The 20,597-nt window shown below is 72.9% G+C and carries 19 protein-coding genes; 14 read left to right on the top strand and 5 right to left on the bottom strand.

What is annotated here, in order from left to right; all coding sequences use genetic code 11:
* Positions 1 to 118 precede the first annotated feature (118 nt).
* Complete coding sequence (locus tag F7Q99_RS05185) at positions 119 to 574, top strand: ASCH domain-containing protein (RefSeq protein WP_153460264.1); 456 nt, start codon at positions 119 to 121, stop codon at positions 572 to 574.
* Positions 575 to 669: 95 nt separating this feature from the next.
* Here F7Q99_RS05185 and rsgA read toward each other — a convergent pair whose 3' ends face one another.
* Positions 670 to 1,776 carry a ribosome small subunit-dependent GTPase A gene (gene rsgA, locus F7Q99_RS05190; protein WP_407697840.1) on the bottom strand — a complete coding sequence of 369 codons (1,107 nt, stop codon included), beginning with the start codon at positions 1,774 to 1,776 and terminating at the stop codon, positions 670 to 672.
* 346 nt (positions 1,777 to 2,122) lie between these two features.
* Positions 2,123 to 3,133 (bottom strand): cytochrome c oxidase assembly protein, encoded by a 1,011-nt coding sequence (locus tag F7Q99_RS05195; protein WP_153460265.1) that lies wholly within the window; start codon positions 3,131 to 3,133, stop codon positions 2,123 to 2,125.
* Between the two features lie 298 nt (positions 3,134 to 3,431).
* Between F7Q99_RS05195 and F7Q99_RS05200 the strand changes: the two genes are divergently transcribed.
* On the top strand, positions 3,432 to 5,084 hold the full coding sequence (locus F7Q99_RS05200) for an FtsW/RodA/SpoVE family cell cycle protein (RefSeq protein WP_326846284.1): 1,653 nt from the start codon (positions 3,432 to 3,434) through the stop codon (positions 5,082 to 5,084).
* Positions 5,085 to 5,147: 63 nt separating this feature from the next.
* On the opposite strand, the gene F7Q99_RS05205 is transcribed toward F7Q99_RS05200, so the two are convergent.
* The gene (locus tag F7Q99_RS05205; RefSeq protein ID WP_326846285.1) at positions 5,148 to 6,449 is read right to left on the bottom strand and encodes a YihY/virulence factor BrkB family protein; all 1,302 of its coding nucleotides are present in this window, start codon (positions 6,447 to 6,449) and stop codon (positions 5,148 to 5,150) included.
* A gap of 176 nt (positions 6,450 to 6,625) precedes the next feature.
* Between F7Q99_RS05205 and F7Q99_RS43055 the strand changes: the two genes are divergently transcribed.
* The 11 genes from F7Q99_RS43055 to F7Q99_RS42465 all read left to right on the top strand — a co-directional run bounded on the left by F7Q99_RS43055 (position 6,626) and on the right by F7Q99_RS42465 (position 16,616).
* Positions 6,626 to 6,709 carry a putative leader peptide gene (locus tag F7Q99_RS43055; protein ID WP_310593185.1) on the top strand — a complete coding sequence of 28 codons (84 nt, stop codon included), beginning with the start codon at positions 6,626 to 6,628 and terminating at the stop codon, positions 6,707 to 6,709.
* Between the two features lie 230 nt (positions 6,710 to 6,939).
* Entirely contained in the window at positions 6,940 to 8,664 is a 1,725-nt protein-coding gene (locus F7Q99_RS05210) for a nitrite/sulfite reductase (protein ID WP_153460266.1), read from the top strand.
* A gap of 73 nt (positions 8,665 to 8,737) precedes the next feature.
* On the top strand, positions 8,738 to 8,941 hold the full coding sequence (locus F7Q99_RS05215) for an eL43 family ribosomal protein (RefSeq protein WP_326846286.1): 204 nt from the start codon (positions 8,738 to 8,740) through the stop codon (positions 8,939 to 8,941).
* Positions 8,928 to 9,623 (top strand): phosphoadenylyl-sulfate reductase, encoded by a 696-nt coding sequence (locus F7Q99_RS05220; protein WP_153460267.1) that lies wholly within the window; start codon positions 8,928 to 8,930, stop codon positions 9,621 to 9,623. The genes F7Q99_RS05215 and F7Q99_RS05220 overlap by 14 nt, the downstream gene beginning before the upstream one ends.
* Positions 9,624 to 9,654: 31 nt before the next feature.
* A complete protein-coding gene (gene cysC, locus F7Q99_RS05225) occupies positions 9,655 to 10,251 on the top strand; it encodes an adenylyl-sulfate kinase (RefSeq protein ID WP_326846287.1) in 597 nt (198 codons plus the stop codon).
* Positions 10,248 to 11,204 (top strand): sulfate adenylyltransferase subunit CysD, encoded by a 957-nt coding sequence (gene cysD / locus F7Q99_RS05230; RefSeq protein ID WP_153460268.1) that lies wholly within the window; start codon positions 10,248 to 10,250, stop codon positions 11,202 to 11,204. The genes cysC and cysD overlap by 4 nt, the downstream gene beginning before the upstream one ends.
* Before the next feature lie 2 nt (positions 11,205 to 11,206).
* A complete protein-coding gene (locus F7Q99_RS05235; RefSeq protein WP_153460269.1) occupies positions 11,207 to 12,553 on the top strand; it encodes a sulfate adenylyltransferase subunit 1 in 1,347 nt (448 codons plus the stop codon).
* 246 nt (positions 12,554 to 12,799) lie between these two features.
* Complete coding sequence (locus tag F7Q99_RS05245) at positions 12,800 to 13,984, top strand: aliphatic sulfonate ABC transporter substrate-binding protein (protein ID WP_153460271.1); 1,185 nt, start codon at positions 12,800 to 12,802, stop codon at positions 13,982 to 13,984.
* A 175-nt stretch (positions 13,985 to 14,159) separates the two neighbouring features.
* Entirely contained in the window at positions 14,160 to 14,987 is an 828-nt protein-coding gene (locus F7Q99_RS05250; RefSeq protein ID WP_153460272.1) for an ABC transporter ATP-binding protein, read from the top strand.
* Entirely contained in the window at positions 14,974 to 15,876 is a 903-nt protein-coding gene (locus F7Q99_RS05255; RefSeq protein ID WP_153460273.1) for an ABC transporter permease, read from the top strand. The genes F7Q99_RS05250 and F7Q99_RS05255 overlap by 14 nt, the downstream gene beginning before the upstream one ends.
* An 11-nt stretch (positions 15,877 to 15,887) precedes the next feature.
* Positions 15,888 to 16,616, top strand: a complete 729-nt coding sequence (locus F7Q99_RS42465; protein ID WP_326846288.1) for a sirohydrochlorin chelatase — start codon at positions 15,888 to 15,890, stop codon at positions 16,614 to 16,616.
* Between the two features lie 152 nt (positions 16,617 to 16,768).
* Here the strand turns inward: F7Q99_RS42465 and F7Q99_RS05265 are convergent, their stop codons facing one another.
* On the bottom strand, positions 16,769 to 17,785 hold the full coding sequence (locus F7Q99_RS05265) for a hypothetical protein (RefSeq protein ID WP_153460274.1): 1,017 nt from the start codon (positions 17,783 to 17,785) through the stop codon (positions 16,769 to 16,771).
* Positions 17,786 to 17,898: 113 nt separating this feature from the next.
* On the opposite strand from F7Q99_RS05265, the gene F7Q99_RS40315 reads away from it, so the two are divergent.
* Positions 17,899 to 18,747, top strand: a complete 849-nt coding sequence (locus F7Q99_RS40315; RefSeq protein WP_195910993.1) for a helix-turn-helix transcriptional regulator — start codon at positions 17,899 to 17,901, stop codon at positions 18,745 to 18,747.
* An 81-nt stretch (positions 18,748 to 18,828) separates the two neighbouring features.
* On the opposite strand, the gene F7Q99_RS05275 is transcribed toward F7Q99_RS40315, so the two are convergent.
* Positions 18,829 to 20,496 (bottom strand): DEAD/DEAH box helicase, encoded by a 1,668-nt coding sequence (locus F7Q99_RS05275; protein WP_326846289.1) that lies wholly within the window; start codon positions 20,494 to 20,496, stop codon positions 18,829 to 18,831.
* Positions 20,497 to 20,597 lie beyond the last annotated feature (101 nt).

The raw sequence follows: 20,597 nt of genomic DNA on the forward strand, positions 1-20,597 counted from the left end.
CCACCCGCCGCCCGCCCCACGCCTCCCCGCGATGGGGAGGCCGGCCCGACAGCCGGGGCCAGGCAGCCAGGCCCGATAACCCCGGGCCCGGCGCCCGGCCGGCGGCTACGCTCGCCGCATGAGCGAGCAGCCCTACAACGGCCCGGACGACCCACGGGTCGTCGCCCTGCGCCCGGCCGAGTTCGCGTTCCCCGGCCCTCTGCGCGACCAGTTGGTCGCGGCCGTCCTCAGCGGCGCCAAGACCACCACCACCGGCCTGTTCGCCGACTACGAGCACGCCGGCGACGCCCTGCCGCAGCTCGGCGAGCGAACGGCCGTGATCGACTCTGACGGCCGCACGGTCGCCGTGATCGAGACCACGGACGTCCAGGTGGTCCCGCTCGCCGAGGTGGACCTGCGGCACACCCTCGACGAGGGCGAGGGGTACGCCACTGTGGCCGCCTGGCGCTCGGCGCACGAGCGCTTCTGGCACGGCCCGGAGATGCGCGCCGCCCTCGGTGACCCGGGTTTCACCGTGGACGACACCACTCCGGTGGTCCTGGAGCGCTTCCGTCTGCTCGCCGACCTCCGCTGAGCGAACGCCCCCGCTGAGCGAACGCCCCGCTGAGCGAAGGACCTCCACTCAGCTGCGGACCCCCGCTGAAGTCGGCCGCGGCAGACGGTGCCGAGTCAGCGCCGAGCCGAACTGCCCGCCCCGCGCATCGACTTGGTGATCGTCTTCCACTTCCTCAGTCGGGCCGAGGCCAGCCGGGCGTCCGAACGCGAGGCGATCCACTCGTTCTCGCGCTGGAGCTTGCGGTAGCTGTCCCACCGGCGCTGCGGCAGCGTGCCGTCGGTCAGCGCGGCCTGGACGGCGCAGCCGGGCTCGGTGTGGTGGCCGCAGTCGTGGAAGCGGCACTCCTCGGCCAGCTCCGCGATGTCGGCGAAGGCCAGGTCCACGCCCTCGCCGCCGTAGAGGCCGACCTCGCGCAGGCCGGGCGTGTCGATCAGCACGCCGCCGCCGGGCAGTGCTGTCAGCTCGCGGGTGGTCGTGGTGTGGCGGCCCTTCTCGTCGACCGTGCGCGTGGCCTGGACGGTCATCACGTCGGCGCCGGCCAGGGCGTTGGTGAGGGTGGACTTGCCGACGCCGGACTGGCCGATCAGGGCGGTGGTGCCGGGCGTGCAGGCGCGAAGCACGTCCATGCCCTCGCCGGTCTCGGCGCTGACCACCAGCACGGTGACGCCGGGCGCGACGGCCTCGACGTCTTCGCGGATGAACTCGGCGTCGTCGACGAGGTCGGCCTTGGTGAGGACGACCACGGGTTCGGCGCCGGACTCCCAGGCCAGGGCGAGGAAGCGTTCGATCCGGCCGAGGTCCGGGTCGGCCGCGAGCGACGAGGCGATCAGCACGGTGTCGACGTTGGCGGCCAGCACCTGGCCGTCCGAGCGCTTGCCGGCGACCTTGCGGATGATCGCCGTGGAGCGCGGCAGCAGCGCGGCGACGGCGGCCATCGGCTGGGCGCCGAGGTCCACGGCGGCCCAGTCGCCCGTGCACGGGCAGTTGATCATGTCGGCGTCGCCGACCGGTCGGGTGTCGAGCCGGACGGTGCGCGGCTCGCCCGTCTCGGGGTCGGCCAGGACGGCGTCGCACCGGCCGCGGTCGACGCGGACGATCCGGGCCGGGACGAGGCCGGCCTCGGCGAGCGGGGCGAAGTCCTCGGCGAGCGCGGCGGTCCAGCCGTAGCCGGACAGCGCGGAGTCGAGCAGGGAGGAATCGAGCGAGGAGTCGTAGGAGATCGACAGATCGGAGGAGAACGGCGGAACGGAGGAGAACGACGGAACGGAGGCAGCGTTGAACAACGCAGTGGCCCTTCGGGAAGAGTGGTCCCGGCGGGCTGCGACTGGCTCGGAAACGTCAGCCGGCGGCCGGGAAAAGGAGGTGAACGCGAGTGCTGCCCAAGGCAGCTATCGGGGCGACAACGACCACGGGGCTCACCTCCTGCTTTCTTCTCCTCGGGTTGGCCTCAACGGCCCCCGAACCGGACGCGTCACACGCTAGCCGACCGGTCCGTCTGCGCCAACGGGTTTTTGACCTGCGGAAACGCTGCCCGGATGCGCCGCCAAGAGTGCGACCGCCGTACCCTCAGCCGCCGTACCGGTGCTTGAGGTTGGGGTCGTCCAGCCACCAGGGCCGCATCCCGGCTTCCTCGTCCTCTTCCGGCCGCCCTTCCGCGCGCGCCTGCGCGGCCGCCGCCTCGAAGCGGGCGTCCAGCTCGGCGTCGACCGCCTTGGTCTCCTCCCGCCCCTGGACCACCATCCGCCGCACCAGCGCGGCCAGGAACGGCAGCCCGACCAGGTCTCCCAGGACCCAGAACGCGTTGCCGCCCCACGTCTGGTCCTGCGCCAGGCTCGGCCCCCAGGGCCGTCCGAGCGCCACGTAGTAGTGCTCGGCGACCAGGTGGCCGCCGTAGATCAGCACGATCCCGAGCCCCGCGTCGAAGATCACCTCGGCGAAGGTGATGAACAGCCCGACCAGGTGCGGGTACTCGTGGCCGACCGGGTCGAGCTGCAGCCGCGGCCAGAAGTAGGCGAGGCCGAGCAGCACCAGCGCCAGGTGCAGCAGCACGTTCCCGAACGCGCTGGACACCGACTCCTCGTACCAGGGCGTGAAGTACAGCAGCCACGGCGGCGCCATCAGCAGTGCCGTCGAGACGGCCGGGAACATCAGCACCTTGGACGGCCTGCTGCGCAGCGCCCGCAGGATCCGCTCCCGGCGCCGCTGCGGCGAGGACTCGACCAGCAGCGAGACGGGCGCGCCGAGCGCCAGCAGCAGCGGGACGACCATCAGCAGCAGCACGACCTGCACGGCGCGGTCGGTGAACAGGATCCGGTCGTAGACGCCGAGGCCGGAGCAGGTGGCCCAGATCCAGAGCAGCAGCCCGCCGAGGAAGGCGGCGGTCCGGGACGGCTGCCACGTCTCGTCCCCGGCGCGGTTGACGGTGCGCACCGCGAGCAGGTACCAGGCGCCGAGCAGCACCGAGAGGGTGAGCACGAGCGGCTCGGCCGTCCACGAGGTGGCGAGGTCGGACCACTGCCAGGGCGGCGGCCCGCTGTAGCCGAGCGTCTGCACCGCGCCGTCCATCCGTCCGCTCACCTCGTTCGCACCGGGCCGCTGCCGCCCCGCCGCCCGTCCGGGCGTGGGGCCGCGCCGCCGTCCGGGCGGAACGGGCGGCGCCCGGCCATGATGTCCGGTCGGTCGTGGATCACCGGCGCCAGGGCCCGTCTCTATACCGCGAGCTGAACAAAGCTTTGCCAAGTACGGTCAAAGCTTTGCCCGGGCAAAGTTCTGGCCCCGGTACCGCGCTCGGTGCAACCGGCGGAGGAGCACGTTCGTCTGGCAGGATGCACCGTCGGCATAACGCCACGTGGGTGACAACAAGGGGACGACAAGGGTGCAAAGCACTGCACGCGGCGAGGGCCGCCGGCTCGCAGGCCGCCACCGCAACATCGAGCTGGGCCTGCTGGTCCTCGCGGTGGCCATCTGTCTGGCGGGACACATCGACGCCGACCTGGCGCTGACCGGCAAGATGCCGCCCGGCCTGCTGGTGCACGGCCTCTCCCTGGGCGCACTGGCCGGTGCGGCGCACATGGCGGTCCGCCGCTTCGCCCCGTACGCGGATCCGCTGATCCTGCCGCTGGGCGTCTTCCTGACGGGTTTCGGGCTGATGCTGCTCGACCGGCTGGACATCTCCTACGCGGCGGCGCACTCGCGGAAGGGGGACTACCAGAAGATCCCCGCCGCGCCGCAGCAGCTGATGTGGGTGTACATAGCCGTGGTGGTGTCGCTGGTGGCGGTGGTCGTGCTGATCAAGCACCACCGGTTCCTCCAGCGCTACGTCTACCTGCTGATGGCGGGGGCACTGATCCTGCTGGCCGCGCCCGCGTTCTTCCCCGGCCGCCCGGAGGACTTCGGTGCCAAGCGCTGGATCCGCCTGTTCGGACTCTCCTTCGAGCCGGACGAGTTCGTGAAGGTCGCGATCACGATCTTCTTCGCCGGCTATCTGATGGCCTCCCGGGACGCGCTCGCGCTGGCCGGCCGGAAGATCTGGGGGCTGACCCTGCCGCGCGGCCGGCACGCCGGGCCGGTGCTGGCGATCTGGGTGGTGAGCCTGCTGGTGCTGGTCTTCGAGCGCGACCTCGGCACCTCGCTGATCTTCTTCGGCGTCTTCGTCGTGATGCTGTACGTGGCGACCGAGCGCACCAGCTGGGTGGTGCTCGGTCTGTTGATGGCGGTCGGCGGCGCGGCGGTGGTCGGCACCGTGGAGCCGCACGTGCACGGGCGTGTCGAGGCGTGGCTGCACCCGCTCGACATCTACAAGGAGCACCACGACCCGGCGATCATCTCCGACCAGCCCGCCGAGGCGCTGTTCAGCCTGGGGACGGGGCACCTGACCGGGACGGGCCTGGGCTCGGGGCGGCCGTGGCTGATCGGCTTCGCCGGGCGCAGCGACTTCGTCTTCACGACGATCGGCGAGGAGCTGGGCCTGGCCGGGGTGACCGCGATCCTGCTGGTCTACCTGCTGCTGGTGCAGCGCGGGCTTCGCACGGCGGTGGGCCTGACCGACCCGTTCGGCAAGCTGCTGGCCACCGGGCTGTCGACGGCGCTGGCGCTGCAGGTGTTCGTGGTCGTCGGCGGGGTGAGCGGGCTGGTCCCGCTGACCGGCAAGGCGCTGCCGTTCCTGGCGGCGGGTGGTTCGTCGCTGCTGGCGAACTGGCTGACGGTGGCTCTGCTGATCAAGCTGAGCGATTCCGCGGGGCGGACGGCGCTGGAGCCGGCATTGCCGAGTACGGACTTCGCGGCGCCTGCGCCGGCGTCCAAGCGCGCCGCGGCGCGGCAGGCGGGCCGCCAGGCGCCTTCGGCGGGGCAGCCGGCCGGGCACCCCTCCCCCGAGTCGCAGCCGCAGCCGCAGTCGGCCGAGCAGCAGATGCCGGGGTACCCGTCGGCGCCCCACCCGGCTGCCGCGCCGGAGGCGTCGGGCCGGCCGCACACGCCGCCGTTCCCGTCCGGGCCGTATCCGCCCAACCAGAACCCGGCGACCGCCTGACGAGCACGGCGAGACGACGAGGAGGGCCTCTCCCCCGCATCTGGGGGAGAGGCCCTCCTTCGTTCAGTGCTGCTGCTGGTCCCAGGGCGGCCTGGGCGGGTAGTCGGGCATCGGGTACTCCGGCGGCGGGGCGGTGGGCCGGTCGCTGTCGGGCGGGGGCGGGGTGGGCCGGTGGTGCGGGCCGCCGCCGCGGGCGGTGAGCCGGCCGCGCAGGTTGTCGGCGGCGAGGACGTCGGCCCAGCGCTCGGGGTACTCGGAGGGGACGTCGTGGTCCTCGGCGTCCTCCTCGCCCCATTCCTCCTCGGCGCCGTCGGCGAGGCCGAGCTCGCGCGCCCGCCGGGCCCGTTCGACGGCCCGCCGCGCGGCGACCTCGCGGACCACGGCCGCGGCGGCGGCCTCGTGGGCGCGCTCGTTCTCGGCGCGGGCGTCGGCGGTCTCCAGGGTGGGCCAGCGGCGGTCTATGGCGGCGTTCATGGCGGCGCCGATCAGGACGGCGAGCGCCACGACGAAGATCCACAGCAGGACGGCCACGGGCGCGGCCAGCGAGCCGTACGCCGAGGGCCCCTCGACCGAGCTGACCAGGTAGATCCGCAGGGCGACGCTGCAGAAGACCAGCACCACGAGGGCCACCAGGGCGCCCGGGATGTCCTCGCGCCAGGGCGTGGAGACCGGTACGGCGAGGTGGTAGAGCGTGGTCAGGGAGACGATCAGCAGCACGATCGCCACCGGCCAGTACGCGGCGCCGACCAGTCCGGCGATGCCGGGCACGGCGTTCTCGATCAGCCCGGGGCCGGCCATCAGCAGCGGCAGCACCAGCGAGCCGATCACCAGCGCGCCGAGGTAGAGGCCGAGGGACATCAGCCGGGTCTTGACGATCCCGCGCTTGCCGTCGAGCCCGTACATGACGGTGATGGTGTCGATGAAGATGTAGAGCGCGCGGGAGCCGGACCACAGGGACAGCAGGAAGCCGATCGAGATGAGGTCGGGCCGGGTGTGGTCGAACACGTCGTCGAGCAGCGGAACCACGACCTGTTTGATGGACGAGTCCGACAGGACCGTCCCGGAGGCCGAGACGATGTCGTGCTTCAGCCGGTCGATGGTGCCGGCGCCGAGGAACTCGTCGAGGTAGCCGAGCGTGCCGGCGAGGCCGAGCAGAAGCGGCGGGATCGACAGCAGGGTGAAGAAGGCCGCCTCCGCCGCGAGGCCGGTGACCCGGTACTCGACGCAGGTGTTGGTGGTGTCCTTGACCAGCTCCCACGCGGTGCGGCGCCAGGTCGCCTGCTTGGCCGCGCGCCGGGAGCCCTTGCCCCGGCGCCGGGGCAGCCGCTCGGGGGTCGATCTGCTCGTATCGCCTGCTGCTTCCACAGGGCTAACGGTATCGGGCCGGGGCCGTCCGGTTGATCTCCCCGGGGTTCGGGCGTGCAGCGGGGGGCCTGCCGGGGAGCGGCGGGAACGGTTCGGCGTCTCGCCTGACGAAACCCAGGCGTCCAGGATGCGGACGTTAGTGGACCGCGAGTCGTGCGCCGTGCGAATCTCTTGCCATGCCAAGCGCCGGAACCACCCTAGTTGGTCGACTCCACGTCGATCTCCTTCGCGTGTCCAGCGCCATCTGTCCGGTGACCTGAGCCCCCTTTCCTGCCCGCCGGCGCGCAGGTGGAGCCCCACCCCGCCGCACCACCGCACCCGGCGCGACCCACCTTGCCATCCCCGCCGAAGCGGATGCGCAGGCGCCTGCCCGGCCCCGGTCACTGCTCTCCAGTTCCTGAGAATCAGCAGGTCACAGCAGCACCGCACCGCCGAGCACGCCTCCGCGACCCACCCGGCGTCAGAGCCACCTGCCCCGAAGGACTTCACCATGGCCACCTCTCCCGAGACCGCCGAGCCCACGGCCGACCGCGCCGCCGCGCGCCGCCCCGCCGCGGCTCGCAAGGTGACCCGCCACCGCGGTGAGGGCCAGTGGGGCATGGGCCACTTCACCCCGCTGAACGCCAACGAGCAGTTCAAGAAGGACGACGACGGTCTCAACGTGCGGACACGTATTGAGACGATCTACGCGCACCGCGGCTTCGACTCCATCGACCCCGCCGACCTGCGCGGCCGGATGCGCTGGTGGGGGCTCTACACCCAGCGCAAGGAGGGCATCGACGGCGGCAAAACCGCGATCCTGGACCCGCACGAGCTCGACGCCGAGTACTTCATGCTCCGCGTGCGGATCGACGGCGGCCGGCTCACCGTCGCCCAGGTCAGGGCCATCGCCGAGGTCTCCGAGCAGTACGCCCGGGGCACCGCCGACCTGACCGACCGCCAGAACATCCAGTACCACTGGATCCGGATCGAGGACGTCCCCGCGATCTGGCAGAAGCTGGAGGCCGTCGGCCTGTCCACCACCGAGGCCTGCGGCGACACCCCGCGCGTCATCCTCGGCTCCCCGGTGGCCGGCATCGCCGAGGACGAGATCATCGACGGCACGCCCGCCATCGAGGAGATCCAGCGCCGCTTCATCGGCAACAAGGACTTCTCCAACCTGCCGCGCAAGTTCAAGTCCGCCGTCTCCGGCTCCCCCCTGCTCGACGTCGCGCACGAGATCAACGACGTCGCCTTCGTCGGCGTCGTCCACCCCGAGCACGGCCCCGGCTTCGACCTGTGGGTCGGCGGCGGCCTCTCCACCAACCCGCGGCTCGGCGTGCGCCTGGGCGCCTGGGTCCCGCTGGACGAGGTGGCCGACGTCTACGGCGGCGTCATCGGCATCTTCCGCGACTACGGCTACCGGCGCCTGCGCAACCGCGCCCGGCTCAAGTTCCTGGTCGCCGACTGGGGCGTGGAGAAGTTCCGCCGGGTGCTGGAGGACGAGTACCTCAAGTACGAGCTGGTCGACGGCCCCGCGCCCGCCGAGCCCGCCGCCCGCTGGCGCGACCACGTCGGCGTCCACCGGCAGAAGGACGGCCGGTACTACATCGGCTTCGCGCCGCGCGTCGGCCGGGTCGACGGCAAGCTGCTCGGCGAGATCGCCGACCTCGCCGCCGCCCACGGCAGCGACCGGCTGCGCACCACCGCCGAGCAGAAGATGCTGATCCTCGACATCGCCGAGGACCGGGTCGAGTCGGTGGTGGCCGGCCTGGAGGCACTGGACCTGCGCGTCACCCCGTCGCCGTTCCGCCGCGGCACCATGGCCTGCACCGGCATCGAGTACTGCAAGCTCGCCATCGTCGAGACCAAGGAGCGCGGCCGCACCCTCATCGACGAGCTGGAGACGCGCCTGCCGGACTTCGCCGAACCGCTGACCATCAACATCAACGGCTGCCCGAACGCCTGCGCCCGCATCCAGGTCGCCGACATCGGCCTCAAGGGCCAGCTGGTCACCGACGACAACGGCGACCAGGTCGAGGGCTACCAGGTGCACCTGGGCGGAGCGCTGGGCCTGGAGGCCGGCTTCGGCCGCAAGGTCCGCGGCCTCAAGGTCACCAAGGACGGCCTGCCCGACTACGTCGAGCGCGTCCTGACCCGCTACCAGGCCGACCGCACCGAGGGCGAGCGCTTCGCCCAGTGGGCGGCCCGGGCCAGCGAGGAGCAGCTGTCGTGAGCGAGCGAAGCAAGCGAACCGATCGAGAGGGGCGCGTCTCGCGAAGCGGACGCCGAGCGAAGCGAGGTGGGCAGTGAGCGAGCGTGCGGCGCCGTTCTTCTGCCCGTACTGCGGGGACGAGGACCTGCGCCCCTCCGAGGCCGGCCACGGCGCCTGGGAATGCCACGGGTGCCGCCGCGCCTTCCAGTTGAAGTTTCTCGGTCTGCTGTCACCGGCCAACGGGCGTCCGGCCAACGGGAATCCGACCAACGGGGATACAGAGCATGACGAGCACTGACTACGAGGAGCTGGCGACCAGAGCGGGCCGCGAGCTGGAGGAGGCCACCCCGCAGGAGATCCTGCGGTGGGCCGCCGACACCTTCGGCAGGCGGTTCTGCGTCACCTCCTCCATGGAGGACGCGGTCGTCGCCCACCTCGCCTCCTCGGTGTTCCCCGGCGTGGACGTGGTGTTCCTGGACACCGGCTACCACTTCGCCGAGACCATCGGCACCAGGGACGCGGTGGCCGCGACCATGCCGGTCAACGTCATCACCCTGACGCCGCGCCTGAGCGTGGCCGAGCAGGACGCCGAGTACGGGCCGAACCTGCACGACCGCGACCCGGACCTCTGCTGCTCGCTGCGCAAGGTCGAGCCGCTGAACCGCGGCCTCCTCGCGTACGACGCCTGGGCCACCGGGCTGCGCCGCGACGAGTCCCCGACCCGGGCCGGCACCCCGGTGGTGGCCTGGGACCCGAAGCGCCGCAAGGTCAAGATCGCCCCGATCGCCCGGTGGACACAGGAGGACGTGGACGCCTACGTCGCCGCCAACGGGGTGCTGCTCAACCCTCTGCTGTGGGAGGGCTACACCTCGATCGGCTGCTCTCCGCTGTCCTGCACCCGCAAGCCCGCCGAGGGCGAGGACGTCCGCGCCGGCCGCTGGTCCGGCTCCGGCAAGACCGAGTGCGGCATCCACCTCTGACCCATCGTCAACTCTCCCTAAGGACTTCACTGTGACAGCTCACACCCCGGTCGCCGACAGAGCCGCAGAGGCGGCCCGCGCGGCCGCCCCCTGCGAGCGCGGCGCCACCGTGTGGCTGACCGGGCTGCCGAGCGCGGGCAAGACCACGCTCGCGTTCGCCCTGGCCGAGCGGCTGCGCCACGAGGGCCACAAGGTCGAGGTCCTGGACGGCGACGAGATCCGCGAGTTCCTCTCCAAGGGCCTCGGGTTCAGCCGCGAGGACCGGCACACCAACGTCACCCGGATCGGCTTTGTCGCCGAGAAGCTCGCCGCCAACGGCGTCAAGGTGCTCGCCCCGGTGATCGCCCCGTTCGCCGACTCGCGCGCCGCCGTCCGCGAGCGGCACGCCGCCGCCGGCACCGAGTTCCTGGAGATCCACGTCGCCACCCCGGTCGAGCTGTGCGCCGAGCGCGACGTCAAAGGCCTGTACGCCAAGCAGGCCGCCGGCGAGCTCTCCGGCCTCACCGGCGTCGACGACCCGTACGAGGCCCCGACGACGCCGGAGCTGCGGATCCAGACGCAGGGCCGCGCGGTCGCCGAGTCCGCCGCCGAGCTGCACGCCTTCCTGACCGAGAGGGGCCTCGCATGACCACCGCGACCCGGAGCCTGGTGCAGGCCGACGACCCCAACCAGAATTCGGGGGGGCCGTTCGCGCTGTCCCACCTGGACGCGCTGGAGGCCGAGTCGGTGCACATCTTCCGCGAGGTCGCGGGGGAGTTCGAACGCCCGGTGATCCTGTTCTCCGGCGGCAAGGACTCCATCGTCATGCTGCACCTGGCGCTCAAGGCCTTCCGGCCCGCCGCCGTCCCCTTCGCACTGCTGCACGTCGACACCGGGCACAACTTCCCCGAGGTCATCGCCTACCGCGACCGCGTCGTCGCCGAGCACAACCTGCGCCTGCACGTCGCCCACGTCCAGGACTTCATCGACCGCGGCGTCCTGCGCGAGCGCCCCGACGGCACCCGCAACCCGCTGCAGACCGTCCCGCTGCTCGACGCGATCGAGAAGGGCCGCTTCGACGCCGTCTTCGGCGGCGGCCGGCGCGACGAGGAGAAGGCCCGCGCCAAGGAGCGCGTCTTCTCCCTGCGCGACGAGTTCGGTGCCTGGGACCCGCGCCGCCAGCGCCCCGAACTGTGGTCGCTGTACAACGGCCGGCACGCCGTCGGCGAGCACGTGCGCGTCTTCCCGCTCTCCAACTGGACCGAGCTGGACGTCTGGCAGTACATCGAGCGCGAGGGCATCGACCTCCCCGAGATCTACTACGCCCACGAGCGGGACGTCTTCGCCCGGGGCGGCATGTGGCTGACCGCCGGCGAGTGGGGCGGCCCCAAGGACCACGAGCCCGTCGAGCGGCGGCTGATCCGCTACCGCACGGTCGGCGACATGTCCTGCACCGGCGCCGTCGACTCCGACGCCACCACCATCCAGGCCGTGATCGCCGAGATCGCCGCCAGCCGCCTCACCGAGCGCGGCGCCACGCGGGCCGACGACAAGCTGTCCGAGGCCGCGATGGAAGACCGCAAGCGCGAGGGGTACTTCTAATCATGACGATCACTCAGGATGCGACCGCCACCTCGCTGCTGCGCTTCGCCACCGCCGGATCCGTCGACGACGGCAAGTCCACCCTGGTCGGCCGGCTCCTGCACGACTCCAAGTCGGTGCTCGCCGACCAGCTGGAGGCCGTCGAGCGCGTCTCCCTGGGCCGCGGCCAGGACGCGCCCGACCTCGCACTGCTCACCGACGGCTTGCGCGCCGAGCGCGAGCAGGGCATCACCATCGACGTCGCCTACCGCTACTTCGCTACCCCCAGGCGGCGGTTCATCCTCGCCGACACCCCGGGCCACGTGCAGTACACCCGCAACATGGTGACCGGCGCCTCCACCGCCGAGCTCGCCGTCGTCCTCGTCGACGCCCGCAACGGCGTCGTCGAGCAGACCCGCCGGCACGCGGCCGTCGCCGCCCTGCTGCGCGTGCCGCACGTCGTCCTCGCCGTCAACAAGATGGACCTCGTCGACTACGCGGAGCCCGTCTTCGCCGCCATCGCCGAGGAGTTCACCGCCTACGCCGCCTCGCTCGGCGTCAAGGACGTCGTCGCGGTCCCGATCTCCGCCCTCGCCGGTGACAACGTCGTCGAGCCGTCCGCGCACATGGACTGGTACGGCGGCCCGACCCTGCTGGAGCACCTGGAGACCGTCCCGGTCGGCAGCGACCCGAGCGCCGAGCCGGCCCGATTCCCGGTCCAGTACGTGATCCGCCCGCAGACCGAGGAGCACCCCGACTACCGCGGCTACGCCGGCCAGCTGGCCTCCGGCGTGCTGCGCGTCGGCGACCCGGTCACCGTCCTGCCCTCCGGCCACACCACCACCGTCGCCGGGATCGACGCCCTCGGCGAGGAGACGGACATCGCCTGGGCGCCCCAGTCGGTCACCGTCCGCCTCGCCGACGACATCGACATCTCCCGCGGCGACCTGATAGCGGCAGGTGCAACTCCCGTCCCCACCAAGGACGTCGAGGCCACGGTCAGCCACCTGAACGAGCGCCCGCTGCGTGCCGGGGACAAGGTGCTGCTCAAGCACACCACCCGCACCGTCCGCGCACTCGTCAAGGAGATCTCCTACCGGATCGACATCACCGCGCCGGTCAGGGAAGGAAAGCTCGAACAGAGCTCCGGCGCCGACGGGTTGAACGTCAACGACATCGGCCACGTGGTGCTGCGCACCGCCGAGCCGCTGGCCCTCGACAGCTACTCCGACAACCGCCGCACCGGGTCCTTCCTGCTGATCGACCCCGCCGACGGCACCACCCTCACCGCCGGCATGGCGGGCGAGGCCTTCGACACCGTACGCAGTACCGACGCCAACGACGCCACCGACGAGGAGGACTGGGTCTGATGCCCAGCGAGGCGTTCTCGGGCATGGACAAGGAAGGCGGCCGCATCGGCAGCGGCGCCCTCGGCAGCGGCCAGGGCGGCCTGACCCGATGTGTGGGCCGGCGGGGCTGAGAACGCCCCGTCACCGGGCCGCCTCCCCCGCAGCCGCCCGGCTTGCCCGGCACATCGTTGCCGCGAGCACCACCACCTTCCGAACTTCCGCCCCGAGACCGCCTACTGACGGTCAGTCCGCGAACAGGACCCACCCATGGCAACGACCCCGACACCTCCGCATACGTACACACGCCCCAACGCGGGAAGGATCAGACGCACCGCCGCTGCCGCCGTCGCCGGCCTCACCGCCGCCGCGCTGCTCTCCGCCTGCGGGTACGGCTCCAATGCGCCCGGAAAGTCTTCGGACTCCACGGCCGCCGCAGCGAGTTCGGCCGCCGGCGGCAAGCTCTCCGCCGACACCGTCAAGATCGGCTACTTCGCCAACCTCACCCACGGCACCGCGCTGGTCGGCCTCCAGGAGGGCCTGTTCCAGAAGGAGCTGGGCGGCACGCAGATCAAGACCCAGGTCTTCAACGCGGGCCCGGCCGAGATCGAGGCGCTCAACGCCGGCTCCATCGACATCGGCTGGATCGGCCCCTCCCCCGCGATCAACGGCTTCACCAAGTCCGACGGCAAGTCGCTGCGGATCATCGGCGGTTCGGCCTCCGGCGGGGTGAAGCTCGTCGTCAACCCCGACAAGATCTCCTCCCTCGACGACCTCAGGGGCAAGAAGATCGCCACCCCGCAGCTCGGCAACACCCAGGACGTCGCGCTGCTCAACTACCTCTCCGGCAAGGGCTACAAGGTCGACGCCTCCTCCGGCGCCGGGGACGTCTCGGTGGTGCGCACCGACAACAAGGTCACCCCCGACGCCTACAAGCAGGGATCCGTCGACGGCGCCTGGGTGCCCGAGCCCACCGCCTCCAAGCTGGTCGGCCTCGGCGCGAAGGTCCTGCTCGACGAGAAGGACCTCTGGCCGGACAAGAAGTTCGTGATCACCAACATCATCGTCTCGCAGAAGTTCCTCAAGGAGCACCCGGACGTGGTCGAGGCCGTCCTGCGCGGCTCGGTGACCACCAACGCCTTCATCAAGGCCGACCCCGACAAGGCCAAGGCCGATGCCAACGAGGCCATCCGCAAGGACACCGGCAACGCGCTGGAGCCCTCCGTCCTCGACGCGGCCTGGGCGGGCATCGACTTCCTCGACGACCCACTGGCCGGCACCCTGCAGGCCGAGGCCGACCACGCCGTCACCGCCGGACTGCTCAAGCTGCCCAGATCAAGTTCCGCTGGCGCGGGGGCGAACCTGAACGGCATCTACGACCTGACTCTGCTGAACAAGGTCCTCGCGGCCAAGGGCCAGGGCCCCGTGGCGGACGCCGGACTCGCCGCCAGGTAGCGCCGCCGCCCGCCCCCGACTCCGCGGTCCGGCCTCCCGCCTGCCCGGTCGATCCCCGATCGATGCCCACCGGGACGGGCGGGGCCGGACCCCGGCACCCGACCTCGCAGCCATCCCGCCCCGCCCGCCGACGGGCAGGAGGGGCCCACGACCACTCACCGCAGGAGGTGCCCGGATGACCCCGGCACTGACCACCTCGGCCGACGCCACCGACACCACCGGCACCGACACCACCGCCGACGACGCCCGCGCCGCCGCGCCCGCCGTCCGGATCTCGCACGTGCACAAGTCCTTCGGCCGGCCGGGCGCGCAGACCCACGTGCTGGACGACATCACGCTCGACGTCGCGCCCGGCGAGTTCGTCACCCTGCTCGGCGCCTCGGGCTGCGGCAAGTCCACCCTGCTCAACCTGGTCGCCGGCCTCGACCAGCCCACCCGCGGCAGCATCGAGGTGCCCGGCGGCCGGCCCGCGCTGATGTTCCAGGAGCACGCGCTGTTCCCCTGGCTCACCGCCGGCCGCAACGTCGAACTCGCCCTCAAGCTCGCCGGCGTCCCCCGCCCCGAGCGCCGCCCCGAGGCCGAGCGGCTGCTCGAACTCGTCCGCCTGAACGGCTCCTACGGCAAGCGCGTGCACGAGCTGTCCGGTGGCATGCGCCAACGCGTCGCGATGGCCCGGGCGCTCGCCCAGGGCAGCAAGGTGCTGCTCATGGACGAGCCGTTCGCCGCGCTCGACGCCATCACCCGCGACGTGCTGCACGACGAGATCACCCGGATCTGGACCGAGCGACAGCTGTCCGTCCTGTTCGTCACCCACAACGTGCGGGAGGCCGTCCGGCTCGCCCAGCGCGTCGTCCTGCTCTCCTCCCGCCCCGGCCAGGTCGCCCGTGAGTGGCGGATCGACCTGCCGCAGCCGCGCCGGATCGAGTCCGCGGGCGTCGCCGACCTGTCCATCGAGATCACCGAAGAACTGCGTGGGGAGATCCGTCGCCATGTCCAGCACTGACACCACGCTCACCCGGCCCGGGGACAACGCCGGCGACAGCGCCGACGTCGGCGCGGGCCTCGACGCGCTCGACTCCGTCTCCGCGCAGCGCAGTTCGCTCGGCGACGTGCTGCGGCAGAAGGCGCTGCCGCCGCTCATCGGCGTGCTGGTGGTGCTCGCGCTCTGGCAGGGCGCGTACAGCCTGCACCTCACCTCGGCGTACAAGCTGCCCAGCCCGGCGGACGTGTGGCACTCCGCGCAGGACCTCTGGTACCAGGGCACGCTGTTCTCGATCATCTGGACCAGCGTCTGGCGCGGCCTGTCCGGCTTCCTGCTCGCCGTCGCCATCGGCACCCCGATCGGCTTGGTGGTCGCCCGGGTCAGGCCGGTGCGCACCGCCATCGGGCCGGTCCTGCAGGGCCTGCAGTCGCTGCCCTCGGTGGCCTGGGTGCCGGCCGCGGTCATCTGGCTCGGCATCAACGACTCGATGATGTACGCCGTCATCCTGCTCGGCGCCGTCCCGTCCATCGCCAACGGCCTCGTCGCCGGCATCGACCAGGTGCCGCCGCTGTTCCTGCGGGCCGGGCGCACCATCGGCGCCACCGGCCTGGCCGGCGCCCGGCACGTCCTGATCCCCGCCGCACTGCCCGGCTACCTCGCCGGGCTCAAGCAGGGCTGGGCGTTCTCCTGGCGCTCCCTGATGGCCGCCGAACTCGTCGCCTCCTCCCCCGACCTGGGCCTGGGGCTCGGCCGGTACCTGGAGAACCAGCGCGAGTTCTCCGACATGGCGGGGGTGCTGCTCGGCATCATCCTCATCCTGTTCGTCGGCATCGCCATCGAACTGCTGGTCTTCACCCCGGTCGAGCGCCGGGTGCTGCGCAACCGCGGCCTGGTGGCCGCGGTCAAGTGAGGCAGCCGCCGGTGCCCGCACTCCTCCTCATCGCGCACGGCAGCCGCGACCCGCGGCACGCCGCCACGGTCGCGGCGCTCGTCGACGGGGTGCGGGCGCGGCGGCCCGGGCTGGAGATCGCCACCGCCTACCTCGACCACTGCGCGCCGCGCATCCCGCAGGTCGTCGCGCGGCTCGACGGCGCGGTGGCCGTCCCCCTCCTGCTGAACCGGGCCTTCCACGCCAAGCACGACATCCCCGCCGCGCTCCGGGCCGCCGGCGCCGCCCTGCCCGTCGCCGACGTCCTCGGCCCGTCCCCGCTGCTGCTCGCCGCCCTCGACCGGCGGCTAGCCGAGGCCGGGCTGGACGTCGCCTCCCCCACCGTCCGGGCCCGCACCGGCGTCGTCCTCGCCGCCGCCGGCTCCTCCGACCCGGCCGCCGACGCCGCCACCCGCGCCGTCGCCGCCGAGTGGCGGCGCACCCGCGGCTGGGCCGCCGTCGAGGTCGCCTACGCCGCCGGAACCGGTCCCCGCGTCCCGGACGCCCTCGCCGCCCTGCGCGCCACGGGCGCCCGCCGCACCGCCGTCGCCCCCTACCTCCTCGCCCCCGGCCGCCTCCCCGACCGGATCACCGAAGCGGCAGCCGCAGCGGACCTCGTGGCCGACGTCCTGGGCCCCGCCCCGGAACTCGCCGCCCTCCTCCTCACCCGCTACGACGAGGCCCGCCGTGCGCCGCTTCCGCTCCCCGCCCTCACCGGCTAATGGGACCCGGCTTGGGCAGCCGCAGCGACGTGGTGATCATCACCGACTCGGCCGGCTGCGGCTCGACCGGTTCGGCGCTCGTGACCTCGTCCTCGGTTGGCTCGTGCGTCTCGTAGTAACACGACGTCCTCGACCTCGTCCGGCCGGGGCGGTCAGAGCCGCCGCAGGGTGAAGGTGTCCGTCGGGTGCCCGGCGAAGGCGTCCGGCAGGCCGCCGGACAGCTGGTAGAGGCTGCCGCCCGGGCCCGCGGTGACGGCGGTCGGGGTGGGGTCGGCGGAGGGGCGGACGGCGGCCAGCCGGGCGGTGCGCCAGTGGTCGTCCGAGCGCAGTTCGACCTCCGCGTCCCGGCCCGCGCCGAAGAAGGCGTTGGTGATGCCCGCGATGCTGCCGTCCGGGCGGCCGAGCAGGCCGTCGAGGTGGAGCAGGGCGCCGCCGTCCGCGCCGGTGACCTCGACGCGCCGCAGGTCGGCCGGGTGGTGCAGCGGGATCTGCCAGAGCGTCCCGTCGTCCCACTTGCCGACGACCAGCCGGCCGTCGCGGTGGACGATGCCGTTGAGGCCGTAGCCGCCGGGCCGCGGGGTCAGCCGGTCGTCGTGGACCAGGACGGATGCGCTGCCGTCCGCGCCGACCCGGTAGACGATCGGGGCGAAGGAGTCGGTGACGTACGCGGTGCCGTCCGGGCCGATGGCGATGTCGTTGGCCAGGTGCGGGCCGCCGTCGCCGGCCACGGCGGCGAGGTCGACGTAGAAGAGGCGGCGGCCGGTCTCCAGGTCGTAGGCGCCGATCCCGGCGATCCGGCCGTTGGTGGCGGTGCTGCTGCGCTCGCCGAGGCCGTTGTCGAGGTTGGTGACGAGGACCCGGCCGCGGGCGGCGTCGACCCGCAGACCGGCGACCTCCAGCAGCGTGCCCGGGTCGTCGACCAGGGTGCGGACGCTCCCGTCGGTGCGGACGGCGGAGACGGTACCGTGCCGCAACGAGCCGAGCAGGAAGCGGTGGTGGGCCGGATCCCACACAGCCGACTCGGGCACCAGCGAGGCTGCGTGCCCGGTGATGACGGCCGGGGCGCAGCCGGTGTTCGCGGCGGCGGGCAGCGCGCCGACGGTGCCGAGGAGCAGGGCGGTGGCGGTGGCGATCAGAGCGCGGCGCACCGATCGGTTCTGGCGGTTCATCGGAATTCCCTTGCGAGTGCGGTCCGTTGACGGGATCAAGCCTCGCCGGGTCGGGCGGGGTGCAACAGTGCGTGGCGATACTGGTAGTCCGACTACCAGAGAGGGCGGGGGACATGGGTGAGGCGGAGGAGCGCCGTGAGGCGTTGTCGGGTTTTCTGCGCAGCCGTCGGGCCCGGTTGACGCCGGAGGACGTCGGGTTGGCGCCCGGGGTGAGGCGGCGTACGCCGGGGTTGCGGCGGGAGGAGCTGGCGCTGCTGGCGGGGGTGGGGGTGACCTGGTACACGTGGCTGGAGCAGGGGCGGAACATCAATCCGTCGCCGGAGGTGCTGACGAGTCTGGCCCGTACGCTGCGGCTGGATCGGGCGGAGACGGCGTATCTGTTCCGCTTGGCGTGCGGTCATCCGCTGGACGCCGACGTGGATGCGCCGGACGAGGTGCCGGCGGCGCTGCTGCGGCTGATGCACGCGCAGTGGCCGGCGCCGGCGTTCCTGATGGACGTGAACTGGGATGTCCGTGCTTGGAATCCGGGTGCGGAGGCGTTGTTCGGGCTGTCGGCCCGGCCGCCGGAGCGGTGCAACCTGGCGTGGGTGGTGTTCGGCAACGCCGTCCACCGGGCGCGGCTTGTGGGGTGGGAGGCGCATGCGCGCCGTTTCCTGGCCCAGCTGCGTTCCGCCTATGCCGAGCGCGGTGGTGACGGGACGGCCGCCGGTCGCCGTCTGGCGCGGCTGATCGCCCAGGTGCGGGAGTCCTACCCGGAGGCGGAGCGCTGGCTGGACGAGCACGAGGTCGAGGAGCGGGCGGGTACGGAGAAGGTCATCCGTCACGAGGAGTTGGGCCTGCTCCGGATCGACCAGCACGTTCTCCAGTCGGCGGGCGGCCTTCAGCTGGTCGTCCTCGCGCCGCGTGATGCCGAGACGGGCGATCGCCTGCGCCGGCTCGCTCCGACGGCCGTGACGGTCTGACGGGCGGGAACGGGAACGGCCCGGCACCCCTCGCCGGGAGGGGTGCCGGGCCGTGGGCGCCGGATCGTCGGGCGCCGGGGGTCAGTCGAAGGAGCGGCGCTGGCGTCCGGTGCCGTAGTTGGAGCCGGACTTGGAGCCGCTGCCGGGCTTGGTACGGCCGGAGGAGCGGCCGATGAAGCCGGCCGCCTGGGGCCGGTCGCCCTGGGCGGCGCCGCCGAGGCGCTGCTTGGGGCGGGGGCGGCGCGGGTTGCCGTTCATGTCGACGTCGGTGGGCAGGCCGGAGCGCTTGCCGGGGCGGCGGCGCGGGGCGGTGTTCTTGCCCTCGGCCTTGGCCTTGGTCTCGGGCGTCTCGGCGACGACCGGGGCGGCGAGGGTGACCGGGACGCCGCTGGGGGTGCGGGCGCCGGTGATCTTGGTGAGGTCGGCGTCGCCGGGGCGGATCTTGGTGACGGTCGGGCGGATGCCGGCCACCGTCATCAGCCGGTTGACCTCGCGGCGCTGCTCGGGCAGGACGAGGGTGACGACCGTCCCGGACTCGCCGGCCCGGGCGGTGCGGCCGCCGCGGTGCAGGTAGTCCTTGTGGTCGACCGGCGGGTCGACGTTGACGACCAGGTCGAGGCCGTCGATGTGGATGCCGCGGGCGGCGACGTTGGTGGCGATCAGTGCGGTGACGTGGCCGTCCCGGAACTGGTCGAGCACCCGGTTGCGCTGCGGCTGGGACTTGCCGCCGTGCAGCGCGGCGGCCTTGACGCCGTTGGCGAGCAGCTGCTTGGCGAGCCGGTCGGCGCCGTGCTTGGTGTGCACGAACATGATCACGCGCCCGTCGCGGGAGGCGATGTGCGCGGTGGCGGACGCCTTGTCGGCCGGGTCGAGCTGGAGGACGTGGTGGTCCATGGTGCTGACCGCGCCGGCCGACGGGTCGACCGAGTGGGTCACCGGGTCGGTCAGGAAGCGCTTGACCAGGCGGTCGACGTTGCGGTCCAGGGTGGCGGAGAAGAGCATCCGCTGCCCGTCCTCGGCGACCTGCTCCAGCAGCTTGGTGACCTGCGGCAGGAAGCCCATGTCGGCCATCTGGTCGGCCTCGTCGAGGACCGTGATCGCGACGTCGGAGAGGATGACGTCGCCGCGCCCGATCAGGTCGTCGAGCCGGCCCGGGGTGGCGACGAGGACCTCGGTGCCGCGGCGGACGGCGTTGGCCTGCCGCCCGATCGACATGCCGCCCACGACGGTGGTGATCCGCAGGTTGACGGCGGTCGCGTACGGGGTGAGCGCCTCGGTGACCTGCTGGGCCAGCTCGCGGGTGGGGACCAGGACGAGCGCCAGCGGGTGGCGAGCGACGGCGCGGCGGCCGGCGGTGCGGGCGAGCAGCGGCAGGCCGAAGGCGAGGGTCTTGCCGGAGCCGGTGCGGCCGCGGCCGAGCACGTCGCGGCCGGCGATCGAGTCGGGCAGGGTGGCGCCCTGGATCGGGAACGGCTCTGTGACGCCCTCGCGGGTGAGCGCGGCCAGGATCGCCTTCGGCAGGTCGAGTTCGGCGAAGGTGGCCGCCGGGGGCCGGGCCGGGGTGCCCTCGACGACGGTGAAGTCGGCGGGCGCGGGCGCGGCGGCGCGCGAAGTCTTGGGGGCCGCGTTGCGGCCGCGCGGCTTGCGAGCGCGCGAGCCGGCGTCGGTACGGCCGGTGCGGGCGGCGTCGGTGCGCGGGCCGGTCGTGCGGGGGCCGCGGTCGCGGGGCGAGCGGGCAGGGGTGGTCACGGGGTCTCCATTCGTCGGTCGGCAGCCCGGTCGCCCGGGCTGGTCGGCCGTCGGTGGGGAGTGCGCCGCCCCGGCCGTATGGCGGCATGGGCGAGGGCCCG

This window comes from Streptomyces kaniharaensis (assembly GCF_009569385.1).
In the GTDB taxonomy this organism is placed as follows: domain Bacteria; phylum Actinomycetota; class Actinomycetes; order Streptomycetales; family Streptomycetaceae; genus Kitasatospora; species Kitasatospora kaniharaensis.

Bases quoted from the DNA above. Each gene is read 5' to 3' on its own strand.
- F7Q99_RS05185 (WP_153460264.1), top strand. From the start codon at position 119: ATGAGCGAGCAGCCCTACAACGGCCCGGACGACCCACGGGTCGTCGCC.
- F7Q99_RS43055 (WP_310593185.1), top strand. From the start codon at position 6,626: ATGCCAAGCGCCGGAACCACCCTAGTTGGTCGACTCCACGTCGATCTC.
- F7Q99_RS05210 (WP_153460266.1), top strand. From the start codon at position 6,940: ATGGCCACCTCTCCCGAGACCGCCGAGCCCACGGCCGACCGCGCCGCC.
- F7Q99_RS05220 (WP_153460267.1), top strand. From the start codon at position 8,928: ATGACGAGCACTGACTACGAGGAGCTGGCGACCAGAGCGGGCCGCGAG.
- cysD (WP_153460268.1), top strand. From the start codon at position 10,248: ATGACCACCGCGACCCGGAGCCTGGTGCAGGCCGACGACCCCAACCAG.
- F7Q99_RS05235 (WP_153460269.1), top strand. From the start codon at position 11,207: ATGACGATCACTCAGGATGCGACCGCCACCTCGCTGCTGCGCTTCGCC.
- F7Q99_RS05245 (WP_153460271.1), top strand. From the start codon at position 12,800: ATGGCAACGACCCCGACACCTCCGCATACGTACACACGCCCCAACGCG.
- F7Q99_RS05250 (WP_153460272.1), top strand. From the start codon at position 14,160: ATGACCCCGGCACTGACCACCTCGGCCGACGCCACCGACACCACCGGC.
- F7Q99_RS05255 (WP_153460273.1), top strand. From the start codon at position 14,974: ATGTCCAGCACTGACACCACGCTCACCCGGCCCGGGGACAACGCCGGC.
- F7Q99_RS05265 (WP_153460274.1), bottom strand. From the start codon at position 17,785: ATGAACCGCCAGAACCGATCGGTGCGCCGCGCTCTGATCGCCACCGCC.
- F7Q99_RS40315 (WP_195910993.1), top strand. From the start codon at position 17,899: ATGGGTGAGGCGGAGGAGCGCCGTGAGGCGTTGTCGGGTTTTCTGCGC.